The organism is Roseicyclus sediminis (genome assembly GCF_025515305.1).
GTDB lineage: Bacteria > Pseudomonadota > Alphaproteobacteria > Rhodobacterales > Rhodobacteraceae > Roseibacterium > Roseibacterium sediminis.
Genome location: NZ_JAOPHT010000007.1, coordinates 149,362 through 164,628 on the forward strand (window position 1 = coordinate 149,362; position 15,267 = coordinate 164,628).

At 66.7% G+C, this 15,267-nt stretch carries 10 protein-coding genes; 1 reads left to right on the forward strand and 9 read right to left on the reverse strand.

Annotation, left to right across the window (positions count from 1 at the left end):
• Positions 1-8: 8 nt before the first annotated feature.
• From N8I71_RS11425 to N8I71_RS11445, 5 genes are all read right to left on the reverse strand, one after another.
• Positions 9-1,436, reverse strand: a complete 1,428-nt coding sequence (locus N8I71_RS11425; RefSeq protein WP_262878113.1) for an amidohydrolase family protein — start codon at positions 1,434-1,436, stop codon at positions 9-11.
• On the reverse strand, positions 1,433-2,443 hold the full coding sequence (locus tag N8I71_RS11430) for a medium chain dehydrogenase/reductase family protein (RefSeq protein ID WP_262878114.1): 1,011 nt from the start codon (positions 2,441-2,443) through the stop codon (positions 1,433-1,435). Before N8I71_RS11430 ends, N8I71_RS11425 begins: the two co-directional genes overlap by 4 nt.
• Before the next feature lie 37 nt (positions 2,444-2,480).
• Positions 2,481-3,581 carry a serine hydrolase domain-containing protein gene (locus N8I71_RS11435; protein ID WP_262878115.1) on the reverse strand — a complete coding sequence of 367 codons (1,101 nt, stop codon included), beginning with the start codon at positions 3,579-3,581 and terminating at the stop codon, positions 2,481-2,483.
• 70 nt (positions 3,582-3,651) lie between these two features.
• A complete protein-coding gene (locus N8I71_RS11440) occupies positions 3,652-4,503 on the reverse strand; it encodes a CPBP family intramembrane glutamic endopeptidase (RefSeq protein ID WP_262878116.1) in 852 nt (283 codons plus the stop codon).
• A gap of 444 nt (positions 4,504-4,947) precedes the next feature.
• Positions 4,948-5,511: a spermidine synthase gene (locus N8I71_RS11445; RefSeq protein ID WP_262878117.1), complete on the reverse strand. Its 564-nt coding sequence runs from the start codon at positions 5,509-5,511 to the stop codon at positions 4,948-4,950.
• A 572-nt stretch (positions 5,512-6,083) separates the two neighbouring features.
• Between N8I71_RS11445 and N8I71_RS11450 the strand changes: the two genes are divergently transcribed.
• The gene (locus N8I71_RS11450) at positions 6,084-11,207 is read left to right on the forward strand and encodes a RecQ family ATP-dependent DNA helicase (protein WP_262878118.1); all 5,124 of its coding nucleotides are present in this window, start codon (positions 6,084-6,086) and stop codon (positions 11,205-11,207) included.
• A 338-nt stretch (positions 11,208-11,545) separates the two neighbouring features.
• Here the strand turns inward: N8I71_RS11450 and cynS are convergent, their stop codons facing one another.
• From cynS to N8I71_RS11470, 4 genes are read right to left on the reverse strand one after another with little or no spacing between them, the layout of a single operon-like run.
• The gene (cynS, locus tag N8I71_RS11455; protein ID WP_262878119.1) at positions 11,546-12,016 is read right to left on the reverse strand and encodes a cyanase; all 471 of its coding nucleotides are present in this window, start codon (positions 12,014-12,016) and stop codon (positions 11,546-11,548) included.
• 34 nt (positions 12,017-12,050) lie between these two features.
• On the reverse strand, positions 12,051-12,953 hold the full coding sequence (locus N8I71_RS11460; protein WP_262878120.1) for an ABC transporter ATP-binding protein: 903 nt from the start codon (positions 12,951-12,953) through the stop codon (positions 12,051-12,053).
• A gap of 11 nt (positions 12,954-12,964) precedes the next feature.
• Positions 12,965-13,798 carry a nitrate ABC transporter permease gene (gene ntrB / locus N8I71_RS11465; RefSeq protein ID WP_262878121.1) on the reverse strand — a complete coding sequence of 278 codons (834 nt, stop codon included), beginning with the start codon at positions 13,796-13,798 and terminating at the stop codon, positions 12,965-12,967.
• A gap of 3 nt (positions 13,799-13,801) precedes the next feature.
• On the reverse strand, positions 13,802-15,184 hold the full coding sequence (locus N8I71_RS11470; protein WP_262878122.1) for a CmpA/NrtA family ABC transporter substrate-binding protein: 1,383 nt from the start codon (positions 15,182-15,184) through the stop codon (positions 13,802-13,804).
• Positions 15,185-15,267: the final 83 nt, after the last annotated feature.

Sequence of the window (15,267 nt, forward strand, 5' to 3'; positions counted from 1 at the left end):
GCACGGCATCACGGCGCGCCGCGCGCCAGAAGCTCGGCCTCAAGGCTGTCGAGCGCGGCGCGGTCGAGGACGTGGCCATGGGCGATCACCAGCCGGGGCCGACGCAGCGTGCCCAGGTCCTCAAGCGGGTTGCCGTCGAGGAGCAGCAGGTCGGCACGGCGACCTTCCGCGATGGTGCCGTCCTGGTCCGACAAGCCGAAGAAGCGCGGCGGAGCGACGGTCGCGGCATAAAGCGCATCTTGTGGGGTCAGGCCGATCTCGACGTAGAGATCCAGCTCGTCGAGCAACGAGAACCCGTGAAACAGGTAGGGGTTGGCGAAGGAAGCGTCGGTCGACGCGAGGATCGGCACCCCCGCCTCGTGCGCCATGAGAAACGTCCTCCGGTCGAGCGCGATCGTATCCTCGGCCAGGGCGCGCACCTCGTCGGTCATGGCTTCCAGTCGGAAATCCGGCCGCCCCCAGGCCTCGCGGACTTCCGGTGGGGTCATCCGCATCCTTGGCGCGTCCCCGGAGGGCCAGTTGCCGGTGTAGAAATCCGCGACGACGAGCGTCGGGCTGACATGCATCCCCGCCTCGGCGATCCGCGCGAGCGTTGCGTGGCAGAGCGCCTCGTCCCATGTCTCCAGGATGATCAGGTTGCGCGCGGCCATGAGCCCGAAGATGCGCGCCTGGTCGGCACCTTCGTCCATCGCGTCGCGAAGGTCCGAGAGCATGCGTTCCTCGGCGGTCGAACAGGCCATCGCGACCCGGCCGAAATGCTCCATCCCGGCCTGGCCGGCCTCGATCGCCGTTCCCAGAGAGACGCGCTCGGGGATGTGGCCTACGAGTGGCAATCCATGTGCCTCCGCCGCCTCCGCAAGCGCGACATAGGTCGCCTCGTCGAGCATCGAATAGGCCTTCACCGCGGCCCAGCCCTCGGCCTCGATGCGCGCCACGACGGAGCGGGCCTCCTCCGGCGTGTCGGCGAGGAACATGCCCGGCCAGGAGCCGGGGCTTGCATCGACCCACGCGCCGGACAGCACCAGGCGGGGCCCGAGCACCTCGCCGGCCTCGATTTGCGCCTGCAGGTCCTGTTGCGCCCCGATGGGCCAGAGCGCGCCCATGTCGCGAATGCCCGTCACACCGTTGATCAGGTAGAGCGACAGGGCCGTTTCAGGCTCGTCCGGTGTCGAGAAGAGGTGCACGTGCGCGTCCCACAGACCCGGAACGAGAAACCCGCCGCCGGCATCGATGCGGGTTGCGCCGGGCGCCTCAAGGTCGGTGCCGATCTCGGCGATCACGCCGTCCCGGATCAGGACCGACCGTCCGGGGCTGAGGGTGCCCTGCTCCACGTCGACGATCGTGGCATCGACCAGAAGCGTCTCCTGCGCGATGGCCTCGGCCCCGGCGAGCAGGCCCAGGAACAGCGCGGTGGCGGCAGCGATGGTCCCCCTCATGGCTCCGAAACCCTCAGCACGAGCTTGCCCGCGACCGCGCCTGCCTCGATGCGCTCATGCGCGGCCCGCGCCTCCTCGAGCGGCAGCACGTCCGCGACCACCGGCGCGATGCGGCCGTCCTTCAGCATTGCGAACAACGCCGCCAGATCCTCCCTGAACCAGTCGGGATGCTTCCTACGCATGGCTCCGATCGAGTAGAAGGCGGTCGCGTGACCGTTGGGAAGCCAGTCCCACAGCTTCAGCTTCACGAAGTCCATGGGGATCGAGCCGCCCTGGCCCATGACCTCGTTCTGAAAGCCGAAGGCGACGAGAATCCCACCGGCCTTCAAGGCGTGAAGGGACCGTGACAGGCTTTCGCCGCCGAGCGGGTCGAAGACCGCATCGACGCCACCGCCCGTGGCATCCGCCATTGCCTCCCCGCTCACGCCGGGATCAACCGGTCTGCCGCCGAGGCTTCGGATCAGGTCATGCTTGGCGGGTATGTCCGTCCCGTAGGTCTCGATCCCGGCATCCCTTGCGAGCTGGAGCATCGCCGTGCCGACAGCGCCGCCCGCCCCGTGGATCAGAAGGCTCTGGCCCGCCGTCAGCTTCGCGACCCGGTGGAGCATCTGGTAGGGCGTCACGGCGGAGAGGATCATGGCAAGCGCATCCACCTCCGGAATACCCTCCGGCACCGGGGTCAGCCGGTCCTCGGGCAGGCAGAGGTAGTCGGCATAGGCCCCGATGGTGGTCAGGTCCGCGACGCGGTCGCCGGGCCGGAAGCGCGCAGCGCCGGGTCCGGTTGCGTCCACCACGCCGACCATGTCGTAGCCGGGGGAAAAGGGAGGCTTCTCCTTCACGTCGGGATACATTCCCTTGCGGATCATCACGTCGGTGAACGCCGCACTCGTCACGAGGACGCGGACGCGCACCTCGCCTTTCCCGGGCTCGGGGACCGCTTCGGCCTCCCGCAGTTCGAGACATTCGGGTCCCCCGAACTCGGTGATGACAACACGTCTCCAGGTCATGGTCGGTCGCTTCTCCGTTGATGTGTGGGACTGCCGCTCAATCCGCCGCCGCGATCGCGAGATCGGCCAGCGCCGCCTCGAGGCTCGGGACGACATCGCTCGAGTCGTCGACAACGCCGGCGTCGGTGTTGATCTGGAAGGTGACGGTGACGCCGTGATCGGCATAGTGGCGCAGGCTCGACACGTAGGCCGGGATCCAGCCGCCATGCCCATAGACCGGACCGCGCGATGTCTCGGAATAGACGGCGACGCCGGCCCCGTAGAGGATGCCCGGCGCGTCCGGTGCCACGGGCACCGCGTCGAGGAACCGGTCTAGATAGGGCGCGCCCAGCGCAGCGCCGCCGAAAAGCAGATGGCCCCAACGCGCCAGGTCGGCCGAGGTCGAGGCCAGACCACCGCCGGTCCATTCCACGGCCGGATCCCACAGAAGGCGCCCCTCCGGATCGGCGGTGCGCAGCCGCAGGTCGAAGGGATTGCCCTCGGTCGTGTAGCCGACGGCCAGACCCGGGATGTCGGTCCTGTCGGAAGGTGTCGTGGCATCCAGGCCCAGCGGCTCCAGGAACGTCTCGGACAACAGATCGTAGTAGGCCCTGCCGGTGACCTCCTCGATCACGAGGCCCAGCAGGATGTAGCCGGTATCGCTGTAGGCCCACCCCTCTCCCGCGGCGAAGAGCGGCTCGGTACCCCGCACGAAGCCGAGGATTTCTTCGGGCGCGAAGGCCGCTTCGCCGGCCGCGAACCGCGCGCCGGCGGCCCGCTGGAAATCCGGCATGTGCGGATGGTCCGGCAGCCCGGATTGGTGGTGCAGGAGATGCCCCAGCGTCATCGTGTCCGCGTTTGGAAGCTCCTCGAACCATGTCTCGCCGCCGAGATATCCCGAGACGAGATCGCCTTGAGAAAGAAGGCCCCGCCCCTCGAGCGCCAGAAAGGTCATGGCGACGAAGGTCTTGCCGATACTCGCGGCGAGCATCGGCGTCTCGGGGGCCATCAATCGTCCGTTCTCGACGTCGGCGAACCCGGTGGCGACCGTCACGACCGAGCCGTCAGGCAACGCGATCGCGGCTGTGGCCCCCGGCAGCGCGTAGGTCTCCCCGAAGGCATCGAGCGTGGCCTGCAGGTCCGCCTGAAGCCCGGTCATGTCGGCCTCGGCCGAGCCGACCGCCAGGCATGACAAGGCTGCGGCGATGACATTTCTCGTTCCCATGGGACTAGACGATCGCCGGACGCAGACCGCCATGCCCGGACGGAACGACCTCGGTCACGGCGCCCCGGCGGGTCAGCATCTCGTCCCGTTTCCACCAGATCACCACGACCGCGATAACCGCGAGGATCCAGGTGTCCCATGGCTGCGCATCGGGCCAGAACGGATTGATCAGGAGCCAGTGGAACAGCATCGGCAACAGAAGGCTGCCCCTCGCGCTGTTGAAGATCGGCGTGACGAGGACGGCGAGCGTGACGTTGCCGATGAAGAACGGCAGGAAGCTCCAGTTCTCGTAGACTACGCCGGCAAGGTAGAAAGCCGGCAGGTGCCAGAGCCCCCAGGCCGCACCGATCAGCGCACCGGCGAAGACCGGCGCCATGTGCCGCTGCAGGATCGGCTGCGCGACCCCACGCCAACCGAACTCCTCCACCGGACCGAGAAACAGCATCATCGCCATGACGGCGAACATCGGCCCCGCGCCCTCGGGCGGCAGAGGCGCCAGAAGCGGCCCGCCCTTGATCAGGGACCCCGCCATGAAGACCAGCGGAAGACCGACGAGGATGAAGGCCCACCATCCGGGCGCACAGCGCCACATCAGCAGACGCGAGAAAAAGGCGCGAAGCCCGGCGAGACCGGTGAAGGCGAAAACGACGGCGATCCCGGCGATGGCCGGCGCCCAGGTGGCGGCGAAGTAGAGCGGATGACTTCCGCTGATCTCGCCGAACAGACGCACGGCCGTCTCGGGAAAGAAGATGTAGCCGCCGATGATGCTCCAGGTGATGGCGAAGGTTCCAAGAGCGAAAAAGACGACCGCCCACGACGGCACGCGGTGGCCGGACTGGTTACCAGACGAGGACATGGTCCACTCCTTCGATGCAATGATGCCCCCGTCTAGTTCGCCCCCGCCCCCCGAAACATGATTTCGATCAATATTGCTGACAGATTGTACCTTTTCACGCGGTGAGGTTTCCATCGCGGCGCCCTCCGGGCGGGCGAGACCTCGATCGAGGTGCCGGGCGGCGCAGGGTCGTTCGCATGGGCCACGGCGATCGGAGACATCGGGAAATCGGCCGTGCCGAAGACCCCCGGGAGCAGGAGATCGAGCACGCGCCTCGACCCGCCAGCGGCGGTTGGAGATGCACCGTGGAGAGCGCGGACAGGTCGGTCCGCGCGGCCCGGACGCTGCCCGACATTGCACCGCCAAGATACCGCCCGCGACACAGCGGACGCTGCGCGCACCGATCCGGTATCGTGGACGCGAAGAACGGGCGTTACGGACCATCGTGTGACGGTCGTGGGCCTCCTATGGGATGGCCGCGACCCAGATCGTGTGTCGACTGCCGCGCCCGTTTCGGCCCGCCCGAACGACGTGGGTCTCGGCATCGAAGCCACAGGAAGACAGAAGCCTTCCAAAGCTCCGGTCCTGCGCGGCCGACCACACGGCAAGCACGCCTCCGGGCGCGAGCGCGCGGCGCGCAGCTTGCAGGCCCGCCGCACCATAAAGGGCGTCGTTGTCCGCGCGGGTGAGGCCGTCCGGGCCGTTGTCGACATCGAGCAGGATGGCGTCGAATGTCCCACGGGCGTCCCGGATCATCGCGCCGACGTCACCGATCCTGACTTCGACCCGGGGGTCCGATAGGCTGTCGCCGAACACCCCGGCCATATGCTGCGCGGCCCATTCCACCAGGTCTGGCACGATCTCCGCCACGATGAACCGAGCGTCGGGTGGGGCGATGGCCTGCGCGGCCCGCAGGGTGAAGCCCATGCCAAGCCCTCCGATCAGCACGTGGGGCGCGCGGCGTCCCGCGAGACGATCCAGCGCCAACGACGCTAGCGCCTCTTCCGACCCGCCCAGCCGGCTGTTCATCAACTCGTTGCCGTCCTCGAGGCGGATGGAGAATTCGTCGCCTCGTCGAAGAAGCCGAAGTTCGCTCCCTTCTGGCGCTCGCGCCGTCGCCAAGTGTTCCCACGGTTTCATTCAGACCCCCCGCCGCTTTGTCCTCAGCCGGAAAAGACGGTCGGACGAAACTATGTGCACCGGGAGGTCACGGACAAAGGATTTTCAAGCGCAAGATCCGCACCTCCGGCCGCGTCTACGTCGCACATAAGCGATGTCGAGCCAACACGCGCGCTCTGCACGTTCCGGACCCTCCGGGGGCGCCCAGGGCTGGCGCCGGTGAAACGATGCGCTGAATCGCTTTGCGGACGCGAAGACTTGGTGCCGTGAATTAAGCCCACGCAGCACCTGCTCCAGCAGACAGCGGGCGTTTTCATCGAGGTGCAGCTACCCCGCCGCGCAGGTCTCAACGGTGATCCTTTGTAAACAATACCGATTTACCGCCACGATATTGCCAGTTTGCCGGTGTCAATCGAAACGATGACCAGAATGCCGGACAATGTCCGCACCAATATCGGCCGCAACGCAAACCCGAGCTCCTGATGAGCTATTCCAAGCATGATCACGCGGTCATTCCCGATCCGCTAACCGCTGCCGTCTCAATCGACCTCGAGGTCGATCCGAAGACGGCGCGGATCTTCGCGTTTGCTGCGCTGGATGGCTCTGGCGACCGCGTGCTTCGCCACGAACGGGGTGACCTCGATGCGGCGCTGGACCGGCTGGAGGCATTCTGCGCCGGGACCAGATTCCTCGTCGGCCACAACATCCTTCGGCACGACCTGCCCCACCTCGTGGCGAACCGCACTCGTCTCGCCGCACTTGGCGCGGCGCCGATCGATACTCTGTGGCTCAACCCGCTCGCCTTCCCGCGCAACCCCTACCACCACCTCGTGAAGCACCATCACGACGGTCGGCTCGAAGCGGGCCACGTCAACGATCCCGAGCTTGACGCGCGCCTGGTCTTCGACGTCCTGGCCAACCAGATCGCCGCCTTCCAGGCCCTGGCCAAGACCTCGCCAGGCGCGATGGCCGCCTACCATTTCCTGGTCACCCGCGGCGAGAATACGGACGGTTTCGACACACTCTTCCGACAGATACGCGGGACCGACGCGCCGGAGGAGGCCGCGGCCTCGACCGCGATCCGGCGCCTGCTTGACGGCCAGGTCTGCACACATCGGCTGGAACAGACACTTGCGCGCCTTTCAGACCCGCACCTGGGCTGGCCGATGGCCTACGCGCTGTCATGGATATCGGTGGCCGGCGGCGACTCGGTCATGCCGCCCTGGGTGCGCCACCAGTTCCGCGAAGCATCGCTGATCGTGAAGCATCTGCGCGACAGGCGCTGCGCGCGGACGGACTGCGCCTGGTGCGCCCAAATGGGCGATCCGACCGGGGCGCTCGAACGCTGGTTCGGCTTTCCATCATTCCGGCCGGAACCCGTCGACCCGGAGGGTCGCCCGCTGCAGGAGCGTATCGTTTCCGAGGCGATGGAGGGCCGAAGCGTCCTCGGCATCCTGCCGACCGGCACGGGCAAGTCGATCTGCTACCAGATCCCGGCCCTGTCGCGCTTCGACAAGACCGGGGCGTTGACCGTCGTGATTTCACCGCTCGTGGCGCTCATGGCCGACCAGGTGCAGGGGCTCGCGCGCGCCGGGATTTCATCGGCGGTCACGGTCAACGGGATGCTGTCGCTGCCCGAGCGGCACGACGCGCTGGAGAAGGTGCGTATGGGCGACGCCGCCATCCTTCTGATCTCTCCCGAGCAGCTGCGATCGGTATCGATCAGGTCGGCGCTGCAGCAACGGGAAGTCGGACTTTGGGTTCTCGACGAGGCGCATTGCATCTCGAAATGGGGCCATGATTTCCGCCCGGATTACCGCTATGTCAGCCGTTTCATCCGCGAATATTCCGGCGACGACGCCCCCGCGCCCGTCCTTTGCCTGACGGCTACGGCGAAGCCGGAGGTTGTGCGCGACATTCGCGAGCATTTTCAGTCTCGCCTCGGGGTGGATCTGATGCTGCTCGATGGAGGTGCGGTGCGAACGAACCTCACGTTCGCGGTGAAGCCCACGCAGACCACCACGAAGCTCGCCGACATTCTGGACGCCATCGAGTCCGGTCTGCCGGCGGATGGCGCCTCCGGTGCCGTGGTCTATTGCGCCACACGCAGCGGGACGGAGAAGGTCGCCGAGTTTCTCAAGATGCAGGGCCTCGCGGCGGAACGCTTCCATGCGGGTCTGCCGGCCGACGAGAAGCGCGAGATCCAGGAGCGTTTTCGTGTCGGCGAGCTGCGCGTGATCGCGGCCACCAACGCTTTCGGAATGGGCATCGACAAGCCGGACATCCGCCTCGTCGTGCATGGCGACGTACCCGGGTCGCTGGAGAATTACCTGCAGGAGGCCGGACGCGCCGGACGCGACCGCGCCCCGGCCAACTGCGTCCTGCTGTTCAACACCGACGACGTGGAGCGTCAGTTCAGCCTGTCGGCCCGCTCGCGTCTCGCGCGGCATGAGATTGGCGCCATCCTGAGGGCGCTAAGGCAACTCGACCAACGGCTCAAGCAGGACGGCACAGTCATCGCCACCACAGGCGAGATCGTCCGCGAGGACCACGACGCCGAGTTCGTGCGCGACAGCAACACGGACGATACGCGCGTGAAAACAGCCGTCGCGTGGCTGGAGGAGGCGAACCTTCTGTCGCGCGAGGAGAACCGGGTGCAGGTCTTCCCCTCGTCGCTGCGTGTTCGCACGATGGAGGAGGCGACCGGTCTCATCGGAAGGGCCAACATCACCGGCACGCGCCGGAAGCAGTTGCTGGATATCGTGCGGCACCTGATGACGGCCGACGCCGATCAGGGGATCTCCACCGACGAATTGACCGGCGCCAGTGGGTTGAACAGCGCGGCGTTGCGCAAGGCGCTCTCCGATCTGGAAGCCCTTGGTATCGCCAGCAACGACACCGCGGTCACGGTCTTCGTTCACGTCGGCGTCGAAGACGCATCGCAAAGGCGGCTGGAACAGGCAGCACACCTCGAAGCCGATCTGATCGCCCTGATGCGGGAGGCGGCGCCCGACGCGGCCGACACCGAACCGCAACCGCTCAACCTCACCGAAACCTGCCAGGCCCTGCGCGATTGCGGTCACGCGAAGGTCCGCCCCGACCTCGTGGAAAAGCTCTTGCAGGGCATGACATTCGACGGGCGCGACCAGGACGGGGGACGTGGCAATATCAGCCTCCGCAAGCTGAGCCGCACGACCCTTTCGGTGCGCTTGCAGCGGACTTGGAGCGTTCTGGAACGGACGGCGGCGCTGCGGCGGCAGGCGGGTGAGCGGCTCTTGTCGCACTTGCTGGAAAAGGTGCCGAAGGGCACGCGCGGCAAGGACATTCAGGTGGAAACGACGCTTGGCGACCTGCTTGGCGCGCTGAGTGGGGATGCGTTCCTGCGCGGCGAGGTGCGGGACATCAACCGGCTGATGGACAGGGCGCTTCTGTGGTTGCACGAACAGCAGGTCATGACGCTCGGCCGGGGCCTGACCGTGTTCCGCTCCGCCATGACGGTGCATGTCAATCCGAAGGGCGGGAAGTTCACCGTCCAGCACTTCGCGCCACTGGATGAACATTATGCCGAGCAAACGATCCAGACGCACGTGATGGCCGCCTATGCCGAGCTCGGTCTGGAGGAAATCAAGAAGGCCGAACGGCTTTCGGAAGATTACTTCGTCCTCGACCGCGACTCCTTCGTCCGGCGCTGGATGCCGGGGCGCGGGCCCGAGTTGCGGCGCCAGACCACGGGGCGGTCGTGGAAGACGATCGTCGATGCGCTCGGCAACCCGGTGCAGGAGCAGATCGTCAAGGACGACCGCGAGCAGACAAACGTCCTTGTCCTGGCAGGCCCCGGCTCGGGCAAGACACGGGTTCTCGTGCATCGCATCGCCTATCTCGTCCGCGTGCGACGGGAGGATCCGCGCGGCATCCTCGTGCTCACCTACAACCGCCACGCGGCGGCGGAGATCCGGGAACGGCTGCGCCGCCTGATTGGCAAGGACGCGACACGCGTTACGGTCTCGACCTGCCACGCCTTGGCCATGCGCCTGATGGGCGCGAGCTTCGCCGGGTTGGCCGAGGGCCAGCGCGACTTCGACGGGATCGTGATGCAGGCCGTGGCGGCCCTGCGTGGCGAGGGCATGTCCAGGACCGAGGCGGAGGCGCTGCGCGACACCCTGATCGAAGGTTTCAGATGGATTCTGGTGGACGAGTACCAGGACATCGGCCCCGAGGAATATGCCCTGATCTCGGCCGTGGCAGGTCGCAGTCTCGACGACCCGGATCAGCGCCTGAGCCTCTTCGCCGTCGGAGACGATGACCAGAACATCTATGCCTTCGCCGGCGCGTCCATAGAGTTCATCCGCCGCTTCGAGGCGGACTATAACGCCAGGCCGACGTTTCTGACGGAGAACTACCGCTCGTCCGGGCACATCGTCGCCGCATCCAACGCGGTCATCGGCCCGGCGCGGAACCGCATGAAACTGGGGCACGACATCTCCGTCGACGAGGCGCGGCGCAAGGAGGCCCCCGGCGGGCGAATGACCCGGATCGACCCGGTCGGACAGGGCCGCGTGACGCTGCTCGATATCCCCCCGGGGGACGACGCCCAGGCGGTCGCGATCCTGGACGAGTTCAAGCGGCTCTCCGATCTCGACCCGGACTGGCAGTGGCGCAACGCGGCCATCATCGCCCGTGACTGGCGCCGTCTCGAGCCGGTGCGCAACTATGCAGAGCATCTTGGCATCCCGGTCGAGATGGCAAACGAGAGCCTTCCGAGCTTGTGGCGGCTGCGCGAGATGCAGGCCCTGGTCCGCGACCTCCTGGCCGACCGGACACGCCTGATGACGATCGCGGACCTGCTCGATACCCTGAAGCGCCAGCCGACCACGTTCTGGACTGGCGTCATCGGCGAGGGCATCGGCACGCTTGCCCGCGAGATCGACGAGAAAGCCATGCCGGTGCCGGATATCGTCGAATGGCTCGGCGAATGGGCGCGGGAGGCAAGGACCGAGCAGCGCGGCCTCCTGCTCCTGACGGCGCATCGCGCAAAGGGTCTCGAGTTCGACCACGTCGCAATCCTCAATGGCGGCTGGGACCGAGCATCCCGGAACGAGGACGCCGACGCGCCCCGCAGGCTGTTCTACGTCGCCATGACGCGCGCAAGGCAAAGCCTGACCCTTCTCACACAGGGCGGTCACCCGTTGGTCAAGGACGCGGGAGCGGCGCTGCTGCGGCGATCGGTTAAGCCCGACGTGACCGCGGTGCCGGAACTCCGCAAGCGCTATGTTGCGGCCGATCCGAAGCTCGTGGATCTCTCCTTTGCCGGACGGCTCTCGGACCGTAACCGAACCCTCCGTGCGATCGCGGCAGCGCGCCCGGGCGATCCGGTGCGCCTGGTGCGCGAGGATGACAAATGGCTGATCCAGAACGAGGCAGGTGACACGCTGGGCCGCATGGCGCGCGCCTTCTCTCCCCCAGATACCAGCCGGTTCCTGCATGGTCAGGTCGCGGCCATACTGCGATGGCGCGCAGACGACAGCGAGGAGTGTTTCCAGACATACCTGAAGCGACCGGAATGGGAGGTCGTGCTTCCTGAGCTCGTCTTTGGCGACCCTGCGTGACCTGGCAGAAGACGTCGAGTTGCACGACGATGAGTGTGCGCGGAGCTTGGCTTGGCGCTCAACGCGCGCGCCACAGGCATGATAGTGCCCGTTTTCGGGCGGCGCCTGCTCCAGGCGGCCATAGCGCATGCACCCCCTTTCCGGGGCTCCATGCCATTGACGGAGGGTCGGCCGTGTTCGCCGTCGCAACGGCGCATCTGCGGGCGGGCAGGCTTCGAAACCCCTGCAATACTGCGTCCCGCTTGCCTCGCGCGAAACGCGAGGCTCACTCCGGGGCGCCGCAGCGCCTGCCTTTTCAGACAGACGCCACGACGCGTGTCACCGGCCGGGGCCGCCCCTCACCAGCTGTTGTAGGCGAGGAACTTGCCCGACATCTCGAGCTTCACGCGGTCGCCCTTGGGGTGCTCGACCTTCGTGATCTGCATGTCGAAGTCGATCGCCGACATGATGCCTGTGCCGAACTTCTCCTCGATGATCGCCTTGATGGTGGGTCCGTAGACGCCGACGATCTCGTAGAGGCGGTAGATGCAGGGATCGGTCGGCACCGACTGTTCCCAGACCTTGGTGGGCGGCTCGACCATGACGGAGGCCGCCTCCTGCGGCAGGCCCATCTTCGCGACCAGAAGCTCCGCCTTTTCCTTCGGGAAGGCGTTCATGCCCATGCAGGCGGAATGCGTCCAGACAGGAGACATGCCGATCATGTCGGCGATGCCCTCCCAGGTCAGGCCGGCCTGCTTCTTGGCCGACAGGATCATGACCGTCACGTCCTCCTTGGACATCATGACGGGGCGCTCGAACGTGTCCTTCATCTTGGTCTCTCCTCTCGCGTGAAATGGGGCGGCGTCAGTCGTTGACAGCGCGCAGCAGGGCCTCGGGCTCGGGGTCCTCGGCGGGCTTTGTCTTGTCGATCACCACGGTCTCGGGCGATTGCGTCGCCCCGCCCGAAGGCTGGCCAGACAGCGCCTTGGACCGCTGGCCGAGGAACTGCACCAGGTGGTTGCGGATCGCGTAGTAGTTGGGGTGCTCGACGATTTCCGTCCGGTTGCGGGGGCGCGGAATGGTGATCTGCACGCTTTCGGCGACGCGGGCATAGGGACCGTTGGTCATCAGCAGGATGCGGTCGGCCAGAAGGATCGCCTCGTCGATGTCGTGGGTGATCATGAAGACGGTCTGCTCCGTCTTGCTCCACACCTTCAGGAGCTCCTCCTGGATCGTGCCACGGGTCAGCGCGTCGAGCGCGCCGAAGGGCTCGTCGAGCAGGAGCAGCTTCGGCTGGTTGGCGAAGGCGCGCGCGATGGACACGCGCTGTCGCATCCCGCCCGAAAGCTGGCTGGGCTTGCGCAAGACCGTGTCGCCCTCGAGCCCCACCATCGCGAGGAACTTGCGCGAATGCTCCTCGACCTGCGCCTTGGACCAGTCGCGGTGGCGCGCGGCCACCCCGAAGGACACGTTCTTCAGCGCCGAGAGCCAGGGCAGGAGCGAGTAGTTCTGGAACACCACGCCCCGGTCGAGCGAGGGGCCCGAGACCTCGGCCCCGTCCATCGTCACCGCGCCCGACGTGGGCGAGGCGAGACCGGCGAGGATGTTCATGATCGTCGACTTGCCGCAGCCCGAATGGCCGAGGATGCAGACGAACTCGCCCCGCTCGATCCCGAAGCTCGCGTTCTCGAAGACGGTCGTCGTGCCGCCCGACCCGTCGGGGTAGGTCTGGGTCAGGCGCTCCACGCTGAGGAAGGGTTTGGTCATGGGAACGCTCCTTATTCCGCGTAGGCGACGAGGCGCTGGAGCGCCCCGAAGGCCGTGTCCAGCAACATGCCGACGACGCCGATCATGAGGATCGAGAAGATGACGGAGGTCAGGTCGAGGTTGTTCCACTCGTTCCAGACGTAGTAGCCGATGCCGGTCCCGCCCACGAGCATCTCGGCGGCCACGATGACCAGCCACGCGATGCCGATGGAAATGCGCATCCCCGTGACGATGGTGGGGGCGGCGGCGGGCAGGATCACCTGGAAGGCGGTGCGGAACGGACCGAGTTCATGGGTGCGGGCGACATTCACCCAGTCCTGCCGGACAGCGGCCACACCGAAGGCCGTGTTCAGCAGCATGGGCCAGATCGAGCAGATGAAGATGACGAAGATCGCGCTCGCCTCGCTGTCGCGGATCACGAAAAGCGCGAGCGGCATCCACGCGAGCGGCGAGATGGGCCGCAAGACCTGGATGAAGGGGTTCAGCGCCCTGTAGGCGACGGGCGACATGCCGATCAGGAAGCCCAGCGGGATCGCGACCAGCGCGGCGAGGAAGTAGCCCGACAGGACGCGGTAGATCGAGTAACCGATCTGGATGCCGATCCCCTTGTCGTTCGGGCCCGCGTCGTAGAACGGGTTCGACAGTTCCTCCCACGCCTTGGCGAGGATGTCGGACGGCGGCGGGATGGCGGCGCGGGGTGCGCCGCCGCCCATCAGGCGCTCGTATTCCGTCATCTCGCTGGCGAGTTGCTGCTCGGGGATCGCGGCCTCCCAGAACAGGAGGCCGACGATCAGGATGAGCGCGGACAGAAGCGCGCCGCGCTGGTTGATGCTGAGGGCGACCATGGATCAGGCCCGGCGGATCGCGAAACTGTCGATGTAGCCGATTGGGTCCGCCGGGTCGAAGGTCTTGCCCATGATCGTGTGGGTCCGGTAGGTCTCGGCCGGCGCCTCGTAGCCGAGGTCCTCCATGATCCGGCGCGCGTCGGAGGCGAGATAGACCTGCTCGGCCACGGCACGGTAATCGACATGCTCCTCGATGTAGCCCCAGCGCCGCATCTGGGTCAGGATCCAGACGCCCATGGAATGCCAGGGGAACGGGTCGAAATCGATCCGGTCTGGCACGCGCTGCACGTTGCCTAGGCCGTCCGCGAAGGTGCCGGTCAGCACCTGCTGGATCACCTCGACCGGCTGGTTGAGGTAGTTCTCGGGCGCGATGGCGGCCGAGATCTCCGCGCGGTTCTCGGCGGCGGAGGCGTATTGCGTCGCGTCGATGATCGACTTCAGGAGCGCGCCGTAGGTGTTGGGCAGTTCGGTGGCGAAGGACAGGGGCGCCGCGAAGGCGCAGCAGGGGTGCCCCTCCCAGATGTCCTTGGTCAGGAGGTGGATGAAGCCGATCCCCTCCCAAACCGCGCGCTGGTTGAACGGGTCGGGCGAGAGGAAGCCGTCGAGGTTGCCCGCGCGCAGGTTCGCGACCATCTCCGGCGGCGGCACGACGCGGATCTGGATGTCGGTGTCGGGGTCGAGCCCGTGTTCGGCCACGTAGTAGCGAAGCAGGAAGTTGTGCATCGAGTATTCGAAGGGCACCCCGAAGGTGAAGCCGCGCCACTGGCTTGGGTCGCGCCGCTCGAGGTGGTCGTTGTGAAGCACGATCGCCTGGCCGTTGATGTTCTCGACGGCGGGCATGATGTAGGGGGCCGCGACCGAACCTGCCCCCAGCGTCATGGCAAGCGGCATGGGGGTCAGCATGTGCGAGGCGTCGTATTCCCCCGACAGCGACTTGTCGCGCGCCACGGCCCAGCCGGCGGTCTTGATGACCTGCGCGTTGAGCCCGTAGCGGCCGTAAAAGCCCATCGGCTCGGCCATGATGATGGGCGTCGCGCAGGTGATGGGCACGAAGCCGATGTTGAGGTCGGTCTTCTCTGGCGGCCCCAGCTCGTCGAGGAGCGCGGCCTTGGCCGCCTCGAGCGGGAACACCGAGGCGAGGATCGACGCGAAGGCGCCGCCGCCGAGCATCCCCATGAAGGACCGGCGCTGGATGTCGTTGTGTCCGAAGACGGAGCGGACGACCGCGCTCTCGATGGCGCGTTCCATGATCTCGTCGGAAGACATGGGCGCCGCGACTTTCGCATGGTCATCCCTGTGACCCGCGCAGCCGTCGCAGCCGCAATCGGCGCCGTGGCGGAGGTCGGTCTTGTCTGAGAACGGGTTTCCGAGGCTCTTGACGGACATGGTGCATCCCCTGTGCTGGCTGTCTTCCAAGATCATGGAAGCCCTTCGTCCAACGGAGAAGCATGTGCCCAAAATTTGCGCAT